Below are 15,921 nucleotides of genomic sequence, written 5' to 3' on the forward strand. Positions count from 1 at the left end.
ATGTATAGTTCTCATCTAAAAAGCATTAAAAATGAAAAAGTATATTTTATATAGCATCATTATACTTACCCTGGGATTAGCTTCGTGTAAAAAGTTTCTTGATGAAAATAATCCGAACAGCATCAACCTCGGCAGTTATTTTAAAAGCCAAAATGATTTTGATCTGGCAGTGAATGGAGCTTACGCCCAACTTAGAAGCATATATAACAACAGAAGCGCCTGGCTTATGGGCGAAATGCGGTCTGATAATGCGCATTACGATTATACTCCGACTGATCAGGCTGTAGCGACTTTTAGTAAATGGGCCATTGCCGATTTTATTAACGACGGATCCAATATCGAAACCCCAGCCAAATGGGACGCCGCGTATAATGCCATATCAGCATCAAATACTATACTGGATCACATCGATGATGTAACGCTGCCTACCGCAAGTAGAAACCAGGTTATTGGCGAAGCCAAATTTATACGCGCATTATCCTATCTGGAACTGGTACGGTATTTTGGTGGGGTACCCATCTATCCACGGGCTCCTTTAAGCCGTAATGAAACGTATATTGCCCGTTCATCGGCACAGGAGGTTTACGATTTTATTATAGCTGATGCAAAGGATGCAGCAGAAAAGCTTGCACCACCAACTTTCCCGCAAACAGGTAGGGCCACAAGGGGAAGTGCGCTTACCTTACTTGGTGATGTATACATAACAACCAAAAAATATGACCTGGCAGAAGCGGTATTAAAACAGGTTACTCAAATGAATTATGGCCTGATGACAACCTACCCGGATGTGTTTCAGCTGGCCAATAAAAACAGTAAGGAATCAATATTCGAAATCCAGTTTAATACTGGTTTGTCAACCCCTCAGGCAAATACAGGAGGAAATGTTTATAATTATTTGCCTAGAATGACGAGCACTACAATTATAACCGGAGTAAATACGAATACGGTAACGGCTCCTGGAGGATACAATACACCCACCCAGGAACTCATCTCAGATTATGAATCAGGAGATCAGCGGCTGGATGCTAGCATTGCAGTAGCAGAAGGGTCTTTCAATGTAAACGATATATTTACTGCTACTGCAGTTAAATCTGTTGTTGGATATACTGCGCCTTCAGGTAAAGTTGGCAGACCCTTTGCCAAAAAATTTCTTCATGCACATACCATTGCCAACCAAACAAACGATAACCTACCTATTTACCGCTATGCAGAAGTATTATTGCTGCTGGCCGAAAGTTTAAATGAACAAGGTGGAAAATCGGCCCAGGCATTGCCTTACCTGAACCAGGTTAGGGACAGGGCATTTGGTGCAGGCAAAGCTACGATTACCACTACCGATCAAAATGCGTTGAGGGCTATTATACTACATGAAAGACGGGTAGAACTGGCTTTTGAAAATAAACGTTGGATAGATCTGGTAAGGACCGGAAATGCAATTACCGTGATGAATGCTTTTGGAGTAAGCCAAAAACAGAGATTCAGCTATTTACAGGCGGGTACTTATAATGTCACGCAGGAAAAGCTATTATTTCCAATTCCAACCTCCGAAATAATGCTGAATGATAAACTTAAACAAAATCCTGGTTACTAATTACTACTAACGTCATGAAAAGAATTTTTATTTTAGGTGCCATTTTTATTCTGGCACTAAATTGGTCATGTGGTAATAAAAAGACCTCCGACCCCCCGGTTGTTAAACCTCCTTTTGTAAGCAAGCCACCCGAAGCCTTTGCAGGCTTTTTGACGGTGCTTACCAACGATGCCAGCCGGAAAATTGAGATTTACGATCCAACAATAGAAAACTGGAATACAGCCGAAGCAAAGAAATGGACATGGGCGCCCACAACCGCCCTTGGCTTTGTTACGGCCGATATCAATACTTTTGGCGGCGGGACAGATTTTAAGCTCAGAAAAGTGCCAGTATGGAACAATGCGGAATATGCCGCGCTCACTGATAACGGTTTTGCGGCCATTATCGAATATCCTTCAGGTAAACGCAAATGGTCAAAACGCCTTAGCGGAAACCTTCATTCGGCAGAACTGCTGCCCAATGGAAATATCGCCATAGCTGCATCAGATGGGGGCTGGGTTAGACTTTATGCTTCGTCTCAGGGCCCTGATCAGGAATATTATGCCGAATATCCGCTTATTTCTGCACATGCTGTTTTATGGGATCCCAAAACCAATGTACTTTGGGTTACCGGCCAGCATGCCATAACCAAAGCACATATTATTACAGCGCTTGCCATTGGCGGTACAGATGCCGTTCCAGAACTTAATGAAATCGATTCCTGGAGAACTACCATCCCGTCTGCCTGGGGCCATGAAGTATCAGCTTACTATGGCAACGACAACTTACTTTGGGTAACCAGCAATGGTGGAGAGTATGTGTACAATAAAACGACCAAGACTTTTTCTACGGCACCAACGGCAGGCCTCACCTTTGTAAAGGGGATAGCAAACCAGCCTAGCGGACAAATTGTACTGACCCGTCCTGATTACAATAAAAATCCACGTCCTGCAATGAACTGCGGTTTGAACGACTGGAGCACCAGCACGGTAGATTTTTATTCGGCCAACGGCCAGCTGGATGGCTCAAGGGTAGTAAATGGAGCATGTTTTTATAAAGTTAAGCTGCTTAACAGTAGCTATCAATAACAGCTTCTGAACAAGCTTTTTCGTACACCATCAAAATGTATAAAGATGAAAACATTAAATGCTAAAATCATATTCTTTTTATGTTGTTCAATCCTATTTTTGGCATGTAAAAAAGAAAACAAACCACAGGAAGCGAATAAGTTGGCACCTGCAAACAAACAATTAAGTGCTAATGCAAATGCTACGGCAGATGCAACACTGGCAAGCTGTTGCTGGATCGGTACCACCAACCAGGCCAATGCCACCATGGAAGCTTACGATCCTGTATTAACGAGTTGGGCTACCCCTAAATGGTCGTTTAAGCCAACAACAGCATTGGGATTTAACGCTACTTCCGAAATACCTTTATGGGGATTAGTGAATGATTTGAAAGTTAGGAACAATAACCAATGGGGCTCTGGCCAGGTGATTACCGCCCAGGCAGAAAGATTATCGGTAATTGCTAAATACCCGGGCGGACAACGCATTTGGGCAACGGGCTTTCCGGCTGATGCCGGTGTGCATGGAATGGAAATTCTCCCCGACGGAAATTGTGTGGTGGCCGCTGCTGGTACAAGCGCCAATACCGGTGGTAATTATATCAGAATCTATTCTTCTTCACAGGCAGCACCAAATCAATATGTAAATACAATTTATCCGCTGAAAGCTGCCCATCAGGTACTATGGGACCCTGTTAATAATTGCTTATGGGCACTTGGCGATTCACTGAAAAAATATGCTTACAATACCGCTGCAAGTGGAGGCACGGTTTCCAATCCCAAGCTGTCTAAAATAGCCAGCTACTCACTTCTTTCGCAATGGGGACATGATATTGCGCCTTATGATGGTGACACCGATAAGCTGCTGGTAACGACTAATGGTGGTGTTTATATATTCAGAAAATCTATTGGCGCATTTGTCGTAGGAGCAGGCGCAATAACCGGTGCCGCGCAACGTACCTTTGTAAACTCGGTAAGTACCCTGCCAGGGCAGAACACCATGGTGCAGACCTATAAAGATCCTGGTTGTCCCATTAATGGCTGGTGCAGTACACATGTAGATTTTTATAACCTCACTACAGGCGCATTTCTATATTCACGTACGGTTAGTTCTGCAGGATTTTACCGCGGAAAATCATTTGACCCCAATTACCTTTAAAATCTATGAGATCAACGATAAAGGCAACATGCATGTTTATTTTATTGTTCAATTTTGCCTTAACAAAAGCACAGGAAACGGGCCACAGGAGCGCCATTATCCCTGCTCCTGTGACGTTTGAAAAACATGCGGGCGAATTTGTGTTCAATGAACAGACCATCATTACAGCCGATGCTACCGGGCAGCCGCTGCTCGTTTTTTTTAAAGCCTATCTTTCTGGCCTAAGCAAATTTCTGGGCGGGCATTCTGTCAAACGGATGCTTCCTCAAACCGTAAAAAATAAACCAAATAGCATCCTGTTTACCAGCAAAGGCGCAGAACATCTGCCAGATGAAGGTTACAAACTTAGCATTACGCCTCAGGCCATTGTGGTAACAGGCAAAAAGGCTGGGTTATTTTATGGGATGCAATCGCTAATCCAACTGTTCCCAGTAGAAACTACAGGGGGGCTGAGGCTGCCTTGCCAGAGCATTAGCGATTATCCGAGATTTGCCTACCGTGGCCTGATGCTTGATGTATCACGTCATTTTTTTACAGTTGCTCAGGTTAAAGATTTGCTCGATATAATGGCACACTATAAATTAAACCGCTTTCACTGGCACTTAACAGACGATCAAGGCTGGAGAATAGAGATCAAAAGCTTGCCAAAACTTACACAGGTAGGGGCTTTTAGGGTGCCTCGTATAGGCGATTTTGGTGCAATGGATCCACCTAAACCAGGAGAGAAGGCAACAGATGGCGGTTTTTATACACAGAATGAGATACGCGAGATAATCAGGTATGCTGCAGAAAGAAATATCCAGGTAATGCCCGAAATCGATGTGCCGGGCCATTCCATGGCCGCAATTGCAGCCTATCCCGAACTTTCATGTACACAGGATACCAGTATTAAAGTAAATCCGGGCAGCAGTTTTGCCAAATGGTTCCCTGACGGAAAGTATGAAATGTATATCGATAACACTCTTAACCCCACAAACGAAGCAACCTATGTATTCCTGGACAAGGTTTTTACTGAGGTTGCCTCCTTGTTCCCGTATGAGTATATCCATATTGGTGGCGATGAGTGCTTTAAAGGGTTTTGGGAGAAAGACGCAGGAATACAGGCCTTCATGAAAAAAATGAATATCGGGACCACCCATGAGTTGCAGGGATATTTTATCAGCAGGTTGAATAAGATCATTAGTTCAAAAAACAAAAAACTGATCGGCTGGGATGAAATACTGGAAGGCGGATTGAATGACCAGGTTGCCATCATGAACCGTTTTGGAGAAAAAGGGGCCATCGCCCAATTAAAGAAAAAACTGAATATTGTTCTGGCACCGGGAAATAATGGTTTATATTTTGATTACGCACAGAGCCGTTCAGATATGGAATCCATCAATCACGGAGGCTTTTCTCCGGTCTGGAAAGCCTATGAGTACAACCCTGAATATGAAACCTTAACAGCCGAAGATAAAAAACACATTATGGGCGTTTCCGGCTGCGTGTGGACTGAGCATATTCCTTCTGTTTCCAAATTACAGTATATGATATTTCCGAGAATGTTTGCACTTGCAGAAACGGCATGGAGTCAGGAAAGTAACAAAGATTATAAAGGCTTTGCTGAAACTACCCTGCCAAAGCACCTCGAAAAACTGGATAAAGCCGGATACAATTACCGCGTACCTACGCCTTTTGCCTATACCGATACCACTCTTGTAGGTAAAAAATTTTATTTCGATCTGAAAGTGCCAATGGCCGGTGCAAAGATATATTATACGCTGAGTAACCGTTTGCCGGGCGATGCCGATCACGAATATCGCGGGCCGATAAGCCTCGATGTTCCGGAGGGAAAGAAAAGGGTATTGAAAATAGTGGTGGTTTCGCCTTCGGGCCGTAGAAGCGTGGTGACGAACATTACATTGGATAACAGCATTTAAAGCAAACACACAAATGAAATTAAAACAACTATCAACCCTTGTTCTACTTGCCGGATTGCTGGTGCTCTTTGGTTTTCAGCTAAGAGAAGAACAGCCCAATCCCGGCAGTTTCGAAGTATTGAAAAGAAGCTTTAAAAATCCTGTCAGCGCCTACGGTACAACACCCTTTTGGGTTTGGAATGCGAAGGTAAGCAAGCCACTTATCGATTCGATGTTGCTCGATTATAAGAAAAACGACTTTTCGGGGGTAATCGTTCATGCCAGGCCCGGACTGGTTACCGAGTATTTATCAGCAGAATGGTTCAGCCTGTTCGAATATGCCATGCAACAGGGCAAAAAGCTGGGGCTTAAAGTATGGATCTACGATGAGAATTCTTATCCTACCGGTTTTGGGGGCGGTTTGGTTCCGGATCAGATGCCAGAATCATATAACCAGGGTCAAATGTTATACATGAGCGAGGTAAACCAGCTTCCCGATAATCTTTCAGATGTTTTCATCGCTTTGAAAGCGGTTAACGGAGCGTTTATAAACGTAAGCCCAAACCTGGCAGCAGAGCGTGGTAAAACAGGAAAATACCAGATTTTTAAAAAAGTAAATTACGAAAAATCGAACCGGGGCACAGTAGCAGGCCCCATTGGATCTTCTTATGTAGATCTGATGGCCAAGGGCGTAACACAGAAGTTTATGGATGTCACCTTCAAGGGCTATGAAAAAGTTGCCGGCCGCGAATTTGGAAAAACCGTTCCGGGTATTTTTTCTGATGAACCGACCATTATTAATGAAGGAAAAGATTGCGTACGCTGGACACCGGATTTGTTTACCACCTTTAAAGAAAAATGGGGCTACGATCTGACCCTGCATCTACCTTCTTTATTTGAGGAAACCGGAAACTGGAAAAAAGTAAGGCACAACTATTACCAAACGCTGTTACAGCTGTTTATAGATCGCTGGTCTAAACCTATGTTTAACTATACACAGCAACAGGGGCTGACCTGGACGGGGCATTACTGGGAACACGGCTGGCCAAGTCCCTACCACGGACCAGACAATATGGCCATGTATGCCTGGCACCAAATGCCCGGGATAGACATGCTGTTTAACCAATTCAATGAAGAAAAACCTGTACAGTTTGGCAATATCAGGGCGGTTAAGGAGTTGAGCAGTGTTGCCAATCAGCTTGGTAAACAGCGTACGCTTTCAGAAACCTATGGAGGCGGAGGCTGGGAACTCACCTTTAAAGACATGAAACGGCTGGGCGACTGGGAGTTCGTACTGGGAGTGAATTTTATGAACCAGCATCTTTCGTTCATGACCATTACCGGGGCCAGAAAGTACGATTATCCACCCAGTTTTTCTTATCATGAACCCTGGTGGCCGTTTTATAAAACGCTGAACCAGTATTTTGCCCGGTTGTCGCTTTGCTTGGCCTCAGGTCAGCAAAAAAATGAAATACTGGTGTTGGAGCCAACAACTTCAGCCTGGATGTATTATTTCAAAGGCAAGGAAAATAAACGCTTCTTTGAGATTGCAAAAGGTTTCAACGATTTTGTTACCACCTTGCAAAAGCAGCATGTGGAGTATGATCTGGGCTGCGAAAACATCATCAAAGACCAGGCGAAAATTGAAAATGGAAAGTTCGTCATCGGGCAACGCGCCTATAGCACAGTGGTGATCCCACCAGGCATGGACAACCTGGATGGCCCTACATTTAACCTTTTGAAAACATATGCCAGTCAGGGTGGCAAAGTAATCCTGTTTGAAAAACCAGGGTTTGTTGACGGAAATGCCGGTATCTCTGATGATTTTTTCAGTGCGGGCAAGTCAAACGTGCAACAGGCCATGAATTCGGATAAAATACAGGTCATCAGGGAGCATTTGCTACCCGACGATTTCAGAATTTCTCCTGCCAGCGATAAAGGAATAGGGGGTAACCTCTATTACCAACGCAGGCAGCTTGCCGACGGGCAATTGGTTTTCCTTTCCAATGCAAGTATGGATGCTGCGGCTACAGGCAGTGTAGCGCTTAAAGGGAAAGATGTACTGCTTATAGATCTTTTTAAAGGTGGAATTTATGACTACCCTGAAAAGAGGAATCAGGATAAGGTTGAGTTTAATTTTACCATCCCGCCGGCAGGAAGCATGATGGTTTTTGTATCTGATAAGAAAGAAACTGGTTATAAGGTGGCAGCGCCTGTAATAAACGAAAAAGTGATAAAAACACTTCCGGCTAAAGTTCTCCGTCCGGATGAAAACACGCTGATGATAGATTTTTGCGATCTGGAACTAAAACGTCCCGACAGCGCTTACCGTGATCTGCATGTTGGGGTAGCTTCCAATACTGCTTTTAAACATTTTGGTTTTAAGGATGGCGTAGGCAATCCATGGAACAACCGTACGCAATTTAAAGACAGGATAGTTGCGCGCGATACTTTCTCGGCAGGAAGTGGTTATACTGCAACCTACCATTTTGAAATAGATAGGAATGTAAAGCTGAAACACTGTCGCGCGGTGGTAGAGCAGCGTGGGCTTTGGAACAGCGTAACCATAAACGGAATAAAGGTAGAAGCCGAATCAGGCAAATGGTGGCTTGATCGATCGTTCGGCGTTTTTGAAATTGGCAAATACCTTAAACCTGGCAAAAACAGCCTGTCGTTGTCGATTTCACCTATGCGTGTGTACGCGGAAATAGAACCGGTATACATCTTGGGCAATTTTAACCTGGCTGCGGCTGCCAAGGGTTGGAAGATCGTAGCCCCGCAGGCGCTTACATTCGGCCCATGGGATAAACAGGGGCTTCCGCTTTACGGGCAAGGCATTAAATATGTTAAAGAATTCCAGGTTCAAAAAGCCGGAATGAATGGTGTGGTTAGATTAAAAAAATGGAAAGGTACAGTGGCTGCAGTAAAAGTTAATGGTGCGGCGGCCGGAGTAATCAGTTCAGAGCCTAATGAGCTCGATATAAGTACTTATTTGAAAAAGGGGACCAACCGTGTCGAAGTAGAAGTGATCGGAAGCCTGAAGAACCTGTTAGGGCCCCATCATAATAAACCTTTGCCCGGACTGGTAGACCCTGGCAAATGGTACAATGTTAAAACCTATCCTTCCGGAACTGATTACCAGACTTATGGTTACGGACTTGAGGAAGACTTTGAATTATTGACCCAGGTGAAATAATTACCTGGCCAAAATCCACTTATTGTAGATACGAAAGAGGCTGTATAATAAGTTTCAATTGTCATCCTGAGCTTGTCGAAGAACCTCTTTTAAATGCTTTAAAGACGTTTTTGATACTTCGTCAAGCTCATAGCCAGGCTCAACGTGACAAATTAGAAGCGAAATTATATCTTATGATACAGCCAATAAACAGCACGAGCCGGAATAGCTAATTCCGGCTCGTTTCATTTTATGCTTATTGCAAGCATTGGGTTATGGCTAACAATAGGGTAGCTATCTCTTTTTATTTTTCTGCGCCTCCATTGCTATTCGTGAAAAAGATTTGTCCCTTTTGCGTTTTTCATGTTCCGACTCTGAAAAATGAAAGGCCTCCTTACGCAACTTATGGTAACTGTGATAGTTGTGTTCATCTAAAAGGCCACTATCCAGGGCAGCTAAAACAGAACAGCCGGGTTCGTCAACATGCCGGCAATTAGCATAGCGACAGGACTTAGCAAAATCGGTAACATTAAACATATCTGCCAATGCTTCCGGATTGTCGGCGGCTAGCCCAAATTCTCTAACGCCCGGGGTGTCTATTAATATACCACCACCATCCATCAATACCATTTCTCTTCGTGTTGAGGTGTGGCGACCTTTGCCCGAAGAACTGCTTATCTCTGATGTTGGCAATACCTTACGCTCACACAATGTATTGATTAAGGAACTCTTTCCTACACCCGATGAGCCTACAAGAACTATTGACTCGCCAGCTTTAATAAATTTCCTTAAAGGGAGTATGGTTTCCGGAAATAAAATGCTGGTATAAAAAACGGTTACCTTGCTGGTGAGGTGTTTAAGCATCTCCTCAACCTGATGGCTACTAAACTCAAGATCGGATTTTGTTAAAACCAAGACAGGTTCAATACCTTCTTCCAATACCTGAACCATAAAACGTTCAATTCGTTTTGGATTAAAGTTGGCATCAAGGCCCTGTACTATAAATGCCTTTTCTATATGTGTGGCAATGGCCTGTTTTTCAGATATAGTACCAGCTTTTCTTCGGTAAAGTGTATGCTTTCGGGGCAAAATATCAACGATTAAACCTTTATTCGCGTCAAATGGCTGGTAAATTATCCAATCACCAGTGCAAGGCAGTTCAAATGAAGACCTTCCATAGAGCAGGTTGCCGCTTAGCTCGCATAACAGCAAACCGTATTCGGTCATAACTTCATAATTGGTTTTGTTAACCGTCGAAACACGGCCATGAAGAAGATGTTTGTATGATGAATTTTGTTTATGCCGGAGCAGACTTTCGTTCCAGCCATATAATAATAAGTTATTCACTATTGTAAGTTAAGATGATGAAATAAAATTGCTTAATTCTTTTGCCTGGATATTTTGGACACTACAAAGCCTACAGGTAATATTAAATGGCTACCTGAAAAGACACTATAGGAACAAAGCGCCCAAGATTAGGCAACAATTCCCGCAGCTGAACTATAATATGTGAATGCTTGTTTTTGCATAATACAAAGGTAAAAATAAATTCCGTTAAGCATTAATTAACCCATCGGGCTTTTTATTAAGAAGTTAATCTCCTGGTTTTGCCCATCATTTAAATTCATTGGATATTTTTCGAACAGCCTAACGTCGCTAAATTATCCGTGGCTTTACTTAACCACAAAGAAATATGTCCAGCTTATTAATAATGCCTGAAAAGGAACTCGAAACCAAAGATATGATATACCCTTACCATCAAAATTTCCCGTTTCATAATTAAGGTGTTTCATTGCAGCGTAGATATTAGCGGGCATGGTCAAAATTAAGAAAAGAATAAGGAGTACCCCTGTTGTGTGCCTTAAACCGGATACAAATATTCCAATGGCGGCAGCTATCTCGATAAATCCTGTTACATATATCAATGGGATTCTGAAAGGAATAAAATCGGGCAACATTTTTGACATGCCCTGGGTAAACATGAAGTGGCCCAGCGAAGTGAATAGCAGCATGGCCGATAAAGCAATTTTGCCAGATAAATAGTAGTCAATTTCTGATTTAAATATTTTTGTGCCAATAAGGGAGCCTATAAAAACTGCGATCAATACAAATAGTGGTTTCATCTTTTTTCTTGCAAATTTATAGGGCTATCCAAAAGCAATCAATGAACAAATGTTAATTAAATCGAAATCTCCTTTCTTATTCTGCTGAGCGATTGAGGCCTAATTCCAATGTACGAAGCCAGGTATTTTTGTGGTATATATTTAATGAGCTGGGGTTGTTCAGACATTAAATCTAAATATCTTTTCTTCGCTGTATCTTCCAGCAATGACATTTCCCGTTTCATTTTTTTAAGGAATAGTTCTTCAGCTATTTTTCTTCCAATGCGGTCGCCAATCTGGGTACTGTCGTAAACCGTTTCCAGGTCTTCACAGGTAATTCGCCATAGAACACAATCAGATATTGCTTCTATGTTGTATAGGGAAGGGGTTTTAGCAAGGAACGAATCGTATCCACTTACAAACGTGTTTTCAAATGCGAAGGCAAATGTGAAGTCGTAATCGGGCTTGGGTATATTAAACCTAACAATTCCCTTTGCTATAAAGGATAGGAATTTTTCTCTTTTCCCTTTTTCAAGGATGATTGATTTTTTTGGAAATTCAACTCTCACTAGTTTTGACGAGAAAATCTCCCAGTCCTGATCGCTTTGCGTTACAAATTCGTTAAGATATTTTCTAATGTTATCCATCGCCTAATGTCCGTTTAGGTTCCTGATCTGCTTATTGGTAAATCCAACAACTGCCTTTAAGTATTTTTCAATGGTTGCCAATTCTGCCACGGTAAAGCCATCATACAGTTTGTCCAGATCTTCCTGCATGGCCTTAAACGACGGGCCTATCCGTCTGAATGCTTCTTCCTGGTCAAGAACCACAATTACTTTCCTTCTGTCATCAGCACTGCGTTCTCGCGTAACCAGTTTGCTCTTTTCAAGCCTATCGATCATTGCTGTAACTGCCCCTGTAGTAATACCGCTCAGCTCAGCCAGCTGTCCGGCCGTCATAGAACCATGTTGCAAGAGCAGGTCTATGTATTTATGGTCAGTACCAGTTAAGCCCGCTTTTTGTGCAATTGCCTGGTGCATCAGTACCGTACCTGTCGAAAATTCCCTCGTTAGGTGGTCTATGTCTGCCAAAAGTATTTTTTTTTCTGATTTTTCTTTATTGTCCATAAAAACAATTTATCTTTGTCATTAAGATACTTTATTGTAAAGTTAATTATTTTGTAGTAAAGATATCAAGAATGCTTTGCTTATAAATTTTAAAACAAAAAAAATGAACACGATAACCAATAAAAAATTGAGGGCAGATCAATGGCTGTATGTGGCCACGGCACTTTATTTTGTAATGAACGGTGCACAATTGTGGGAAACCGCCATTATGGTTCCTGCATGGGCGGCCGGTCCGCCTGCCTCCTTATTTTTTTTCAAAACTGCGTACGGGCTTGATTTCAAGCTTTTCTGGATGATTGTTCATTCCGTACATGAGGTTTTTCTATTAATTGCACTTTTCTTCAACTGGCGTATCAGACAAAGACGTAACGCCATGTTATTGCTGCTCGCTGTACATATTTCACTAAGGGTATGGACCTTACAGTATTTTGCGCCCACATTAATGCAGTTTATGGCAATGGATGTTAAGCCTGTTGTTGATCAGGGCCTGCTCGAACGAGCCACCATGTGGAAGAACCTCAATTACCTGCGTGTAGGGCTTTATGTAATGGTCAATTTAGGCTATGTGTTCATCCTAAGGTTTAATAAAAAGGATAATATCAATGGAAATTAATACAATGAATGAGAAAAAAATATTGATAGTTGGCAGTGGGATTGCAGGACCAGCCTTAGCAATTAAACTGATCGAGCAGGGTGCCCAGGTAAAAATTATCGAGGCCCGTAGCGAGGCAGAGATGAACGAAGGATTGTTTTTTGGTATTTCGCCAAATGGACTGAATATTCTTTCCGGCCTTATCGATATTTCACAGCTCTATGAGGAATACGTTCCTGGAACACTGCGTTTTTATAACGCAAAGGGAAAGCGCATTGCAGAGCTGGACGCATCTTACCAAAAAGAAGCTTATGGTGTAAGCAGTATACAGGTTAAGCGATCGGCTATTAGCAACCTGCTAAAGGAAAAACTGATCAGTTTAGGCGTTCAGATAGAATACGGCTGCAAATTGATGTCTATTGAATATTCGGGGACAAAAATAGTGGTAGAGACCAATAAAGGTAAATTGACCGGTTATGACCTGTTGATAGGGGCTGATGGGATCCATTCTAGATGTAGAAAATTGGTTTTCCCTGATGCACCTAAACCTGTATATACCAAAATGCTTTCTACTGGAGCCATTGTAAAAATTCCGGACTGGCAGGAAAAATCAGAGGCTATTGAGATGACTTTTGGCAGAGAAGCATTCTTCGGGTATTCTACTACCAATACCGGAAAAGTGTGGTGGTTTAACAACTACGATTGGGAAAAGGAACCAAATGGCAGGGAATTCAGCCTCCAACAACAAAATATAAAGGAAGACTTGCTGGAACTTCATCAAAAAGATTACCACAAAATAAGCCAGATTATTGATGCCAGTAGTAACCTGTTTGCCTATCCCATTTACGATATGCCTGCTTTGGAAAAATGGCATACCGCAAATGTGTGCCTGATCGGTGATGCGGCACATGCCATATCGCCACACACCGGACAAGGTGCTTCCCTAGCATTAGAAGACAGCGCCATTTTGGCCAAATGCCTTACTACATACCCTGACCCTGAATTTGCCTTTTCACGTTTCCAGCAATTAAGGTCTGGCCGCGTAGCCAAAGTGATTGCGCAGGCAAGAAAAATAGGTAGGGCCAAATCAAAACCAAATCCTATTGCTAACTTTTTCAGGGATATTATGTTAAAATATTTTATCAACATGGAAAAGAAAAAAATGCATTGGGTATACAGTTATGATGCAAGCAAAGAAGTTGTATAAAGCTGTCATCATCTGCAAATTGCAATCTTGCGTATATTTGAACTCTATTTTTTTTAAAAATTACCATCATGCGAATTTTAGTTACAGGAAGTAGCGGGCATCTGGGCGAAGCCATCATCAGAACATTATTAAACACAAAGACAGATTTTATAGGTATTGACCTGAATCCATCTGAATACACCTCCGTAACAGGCTCTATAACAGACAGAAATTTTGTTGAAAAATGCATGAAAGGGGTTGATGCGATTATTCACGTAGCAACACTCCATAAACCTCATGTTGCTACACATACCTATCAGAATTTTATCGACACGAACCTGACCGGCACACTGAATTTACTGGAAGCGGCAAGGGCAAATGGTGTAAGGGCATTTGTCTACACGAGTACCACCAGTACCTTCGGCGACATGCTTACACCCGAAGCGGGAAAACCTGCTGCATGGATCACAGAGGAGACAAAAGCGATCCCTAAGAATATTTACGGCGTGACAAAAAATGCTGCCGAAGATCTTTGCCAGCTGTTTTACCGCAACCACCAATTGCCATGTATTGTTCTAAAAACGTCACGCTTCTTTCCAGAAGCAGACGATAAAAAATCAGTACGCGAATTATACAACGATGAGAACCTAAAGTTGAATGAATACCTTTACAGAAGGGTGGACATTGAAGATGCCGTAAACGCTCACTTATTGGCTATTGAAAAAGCAGAAAGTTTAGGTTTTGCTAAATATATCATCAGTGCAACATCGCCATTTTCTCAAAGCGACTTGCTGGCTTTAAGATATGACGCCCCAGGTGTATTAGCTAAACTTTTCCCTGATTATGAGACCATTTATCGATCCAGAAATTGGATAATGATGCCTGCTATTGACCGGGTTTACGTGAACGAAAGAGCAAGAATAGAACTGGGATGGAAACCACAATACGATTTTGGCTATGCACTAACATGTCTTAAAGAAGGAAAAGACTTCAGAAGCGAACTGTCGAAGTTGGTAGGCACAAAAGGATACCATTCCGAAGTGTTTGAACATGGTCCCTATCCGGTAAGTGAGTAATGATATAGCGGTCTATGCAACTTACATTTGCTGCATCCCGCTTGATTGAAAAAAGACTAATAACTCTTTTGCAATTTTTTCCGGGCTGTTGTCGTTATCGGCGGCTATATGTCCCAAACCGCGGAAGGATAGGCGCCTTGCTAGCGGCAAAACGTTGCTTAATTTATCAAGTGCAAGTTTAAAGTAATGTTGGCTCTTGGTTCCACCCATTAGTAGCATTTCAGCTTTAATTTCTTTACACAGATCTATAATTCCAGATGATTGATGCACCAACATGAGATCGTAATGCATAGTTGGTATCAATGATTCTAACGGCATATCATCTTTCACTTGTTTCTTTGCATCTGCTTTTATAGCAATATTTAGCAAAGGCGCAATAAGAAAGGTTGGCAAGGATGTGAACAACGAGGGATCATCGGTACCTTTTATGGCCTCGAACATTGCTTTTCCAAGGTTTCCACGCGAGAGGGCTGATTCATAGCGACTGCCCCAGGCCACAGGATCAGTCCCCTCGACCGGGATCGGGGGTTCGTAGATTGCTACTTTTTTAAGCGCAGTTTCTATGGCGGCTGTTTGAAGTACACAAATGGCGCCAGAACTAAGCCCAAATATCTTATCCGTTGCTGTCTTATGAATTAGTGCCTGCAAATCTTCGCTTTCTAATCCAATACCATAGTTCGGGCCAAATGGGCCGCTTAAGCCCCGGCCTCGTCTGTCTGGAATATAAACGGTGAATTCATTGGATAAGAAACTGGCAAGTTTCATGAAATTTTTAGAAGTCATCATTGCTCCATGAACAAGAATAACGCCAGGCCCGGTCCCGGTTTGTCTATAACCAATTCTTGTTCCATCCTTTGATATAACGTAGCTGGTGGTATATTTCTCTATTGGGGTCATAGCCTGATTGAGGTTTACAATTAAAAGTATAAAGAAATTGCGTTACCCTGATGGCCATTTTGGCAAAAATGGC

General features: G+C 42.4%; 13 protein-coding genes. 8 read left to right on the top strand and 5 right to left on the bottom strand.

From position 1 onward, the window contains the following. Window positions 1-31: 31 nt before the first annotated feature. Genes HDC90_RS02380 through HDC90_RS02400 form a run of 5 tightly spaced genes read left to right on the top strand, consistent with a single transcriptional unit; the run spans window position 32 to window position 8,889 of the window. The gene (locus tag HDC90_RS02380) at window positions 32-1,591 is read left to right on the top strand and encodes a RagB/SusD family nutrient uptake outer membrane protein (RefSeq protein ID WP_184463494.1); all 1,560 of its coding nucleotides are present in this window, start codon (window positions 32-34) and stop codon (window positions 1,589-1,591) included. A gap of 14 nt (window positions 1,592-1,605) precedes the next feature. Beyond that, entirely contained in the window at window positions 1,606-2,658 is a 1,053-nt protein-coding gene (locus HDC90_RS02385) for a DUF6528 family protein (protein WP_184463496.1), read from the top strand. A gap of 45 nt (window positions 2,659-2,703) precedes the next feature. Then, complete coding sequence (locus HDC90_RS02390) at window positions 2,704-3,795, top strand: DUF6528 family protein (protein WP_184463498.1); 1,092 nt, start codon at window positions 2,704-2,706, stop codon at window positions 3,793-3,795. A 5-nt stretch (window positions 3,796-3,800) separates the two neighbouring features. Then, window positions 3,801-5,714 (top strand): beta-N-acetylhexosaminidase, encoded by a 1,914-nt coding sequence (locus HDC90_RS02395; RefSeq protein WP_184463500.1) that lies wholly within the window; start codon window positions 3,801-3,803, stop codon window positions 5,712-5,714. Between the two features lie 13 nt (window positions 5,715-5,727). Further along, entirely contained in the window at window positions 5,728-8,889 is a 3,162-nt protein-coding gene (locus tag HDC90_RS02400) for a glycosyl hydrolase (RefSeq protein WP_184463502.1), read from the top strand. A 273-nt stretch (window positions 8,890-9,162) separates the two neighbouring features. Here the strand turns inward: HDC90_RS02400 and rsgA are convergent, their stop codons facing one another. From rsgA to HDC90_RS02420, 4 genes are all read right to left on the bottom strand, one after another. Next, window positions 9,163-10,215: a ribosome small subunit-dependent GTPase A gene (gene rsgA, locus HDC90_RS02405; RefSeq protein WP_184463504.1), complete on the bottom strand. Its 1,053-nt coding sequence runs from the start codon at window positions 10,213-10,215 to the stop codon at window positions 9,163-9,165. Window positions 10,216-10,541: 326 nt separating this feature from the next. Next, window positions 10,542-10,991: a hypothetical protein gene (locus HDC90_RS02410; protein WP_184463506.1), complete on the bottom strand. Its 450-nt coding sequence runs from the start codon at window positions 10,989-10,991 to the stop codon at window positions 10,542-10,544. 56 nt (window positions 10,992-11,047) lie between these two features. Next, window positions 11,048-11,617: a Crp/Fnr family transcriptional regulator gene (locus HDC90_RS02415; RefSeq protein WP_184463508.1), complete on the bottom strand. Its 570-nt coding sequence runs from the start codon at window positions 11,615-11,617 to the stop codon at window positions 11,048-11,050. A 3-nt stretch (window positions 11,618-11,620) separates the two neighbouring features. After that, window positions 11,621-12,097, bottom strand: coding sequence for a MarR family winged helix-turn-helix transcriptional regulator (locus HDC90_RS02420; protein ID WP_221451777.1), 477 nt, complete (start codon window positions 12,095-12,097; stop codon window positions 11,621-11,623). Between the two features lie 103 nt (window positions 12,098-12,200). On the opposite strand from HDC90_RS02420, the gene HDC90_RS02425 reads away from it, so the two are divergent. The 3 genes from HDC90_RS02425 to HDC90_RS02435 all read left to right on the top strand — a co-directional run bounded on the left by HDC90_RS02425 (window position 12,201) and on the right by HDC90_RS02435 (window position 14,951). Then, entirely contained in the window at window positions 12,201-12,710 is a 510-nt protein-coding gene (locus tag HDC90_RS02425) for a transposase (protein WP_184463510.1), read from the top strand. Then, entirely contained in the window at window positions 12,700-13,896 is a 1,197-nt protein-coding gene (locus tag HDC90_RS02430) for an NAD(P)/FAD-dependent oxidoreductase (protein WP_184463512.1), read from the top strand. The genes HDC90_RS02425 and HDC90_RS02430 overlap by 11 nt, the downstream gene beginning before the upstream one ends. 68 nt (window positions 13,897-13,964) lie before the next feature. Then, the gene (locus HDC90_RS02435) at window positions 13,965-14,951 is read left to right on the top strand and encodes an NAD(P)-dependent oxidoreductase (protein WP_184463514.1); all 987 of its coding nucleotides are present in this window, start codon (window positions 13,965-13,967) and stop codon (window positions 14,949-14,951) included. A gap of 21 nt (window positions 14,952-14,972) precedes the next feature. Here HDC90_RS02435 and HDC90_RS02440 read toward each other — a convergent pair whose 3' ends face one another. Next, a complete protein-coding gene (locus tag HDC90_RS02440; RefSeq protein ID WP_184463516.1) occupies window positions 14,973-15,848 on the bottom strand; it encodes an alpha/beta fold hydrolase in 876 nt (291 codons plus the stop codon). Window positions 15,849-15,921 lie beyond the last annotated feature (73 nt).

Origin of the sequence: Pedobacter sp. AK013 (assembly GCF_014205835.1) — a bacterium.
Lineage (GTDB): Bacteria > Bacteroidota > Bacteroidia > Sphingobacteriales > Sphingobacteriaceae > Pedobacter.